Here is a 1,833-nt window from a genome sequence, read left to right as displayed (position 1 = left end):
TCCGCTCCCCTTCGTGAAGGTGAGCGCATCCCCGTCCGGATCGGAGCCCGTGACCGGCTGATCCGCCGTCGCCCCCTCCGCGACCGTCATGCTCGCGATCGCGTTGAGCGTGGGAGCCCGGTTCACGTTCGAGACGGTGACCTGGAAGGGCTTGGTGTCGCTGAGCGAGCCGTCGCTCGCGGAGGCGGAGGCGGCGTAGGTGCCCGCATCGCTGAAACCGGGGGCGAGGTGGATGCTCCCGGTCGTCGCGTTCGTCGTCGTCACCGTGAGGAACGAGGGGCCCCCCGCTTTCGTGAACGTGAGCGCGTCCCCGTCCGGATCGGAGCCGGTGACCGCCTGATCCGCGGTCGCCCCCTCCGCCACCGTCATGTTCGCGACCGCGTTCAGCGTGGGCGCGCGGTTCGCGAGGCGGACCGTGATCTGGAAGGGCTTGGTGTCGCTGAGCGAGCCGTCGCTCGCGGAGGCGGAGGCCGCGTAGGTGCCCGCGTCGCCAAAGCCAGGAGCAACGTGGATGCTCCCGGTCGTCGCGTTCGTCGTCGATACCGTGAGGAACGTGGGTCCGCTCCCCTTCGTGAAGGTGAGCGCATCCCCGTCCGGATCGGAGCCGGTGACCGCCTGATCCGCGGTCGCCCCCTCCGCGACCGTCATGTTCGCGATCGCGTTGAGCGTGGGAGCCTGGTTCACGTTCGTGACCGTGATCTGGAAGGGCTTCGTGTCGCTGAGCGAGCCGTCGCTCGCGGAGGCGGAGGCGGCGTAGGTGCCCGCATCGCTGAAGCCGGGAGCGAGGTGGATGTTCCCGGTGGTCGGGGTTGTCGTCGTCACGGTGAGGAACGAGGGGCCGCCCGCCTTCGTGAAGGTGAGCGCGTCCCCGTCCGGATCGGAGCCGGTGACCGCCTGATCCGTTGTCGCTCCCTCCGCGACCGTCATGTTCGCGATCGCGTTCAAGATGGGAGCGCGATTCCCGATGCTGGCGCGGATCGAGATGTTATCGACTTGGAACACCTCACCCGTCACGACCGGAGTATCGAGCACCTGCACGTCCAGATAGGATCCGGCGGTGTTGACCACGTAATCGACGGTCACCATCTGCCAGACAGGGCTGAGTGTGACCGCGGGGGATACGGCTGTGCCCTTCAGCGTGGATGATCCCACGTACTCCCGCACCTGCAGCAGCACCCTGCCGGTCGCGCTAGAGGAACGCACCCACGCCGTGGAGCGGTATGTGGTGCCGATCCCGGCGGTACTGGGTACCCAGTTAGGGCTGTCGTTCAGCCCAAACTTCGCGGTGCTAGACGGACCGGTGACCTGGACGGAGAAGTTGCCGTCGAAGCCGCCGGCCACGCGCAGTATGGTTGCGCCCGCGTATCCGGCCCATCCGGTGGTGTTGGTCTCGAACGAGGGGTTGGTAACCAGGTTCGGCGGCAGCGAGACCGTGATCTGGAAGGGCTTCGTGTCGCCGAGCGTGCCGTCGCTCGCCGTTACCGAGGCCGCGTAGGGGGACCCCGTCGCATCCCCCGCCCGGGGCGCCAGGTGGATGCTTCCGGCCGTCGCGTTCGTCGTCGTTACCGTGAGGAACGTGGGTCCGCTCCCTTTCGTGAAGGTGAGCACATCCCCGTCCGGATCGGAGCCCGTGACCGCCTGATCCGCGGTCGCCCCCTCCGCGACCGTCATGCTCGCGATCGCGTTGAGCGTGGGAGCCTGGTTCACGTTCGTGACCGTGATCTGGAAGGGCTTCGTGTCCCTGAGCGTGCCGTCGCTCGCGGAGGCGGAGGCGGCGTAGGTGCCCGCGTCGCTGAAGCCGGGAGCGAGGTGGATGCTCCCGGTCGTCGGGTT

General features: G+C 68.2%; 1 protein-coding gene. It reads right to left on the bottom strand.

Features of this window, described 5'->3' with window-relative positions; translation table 11 throughout:
* The coding region (locus E6K76_09670) for a hypothetical protein (protein ID TMQ57752.1) at positions 1–1,833 on the bottom strand (1,833 nt) is incomplete at both ends.

This window comes from Candidatus Eisenbacteria bacterium (assembly GCA_005893275.1).
Taxonomy (GTDB): domain Bacteria; phylum Eisenbacteria; class RBG-16-71-46; order SZUA-252; family SZUA-252; genus WS-7.
This window is presented reverse-complemented; position numbering and strand designations above follow the sequence as displayed.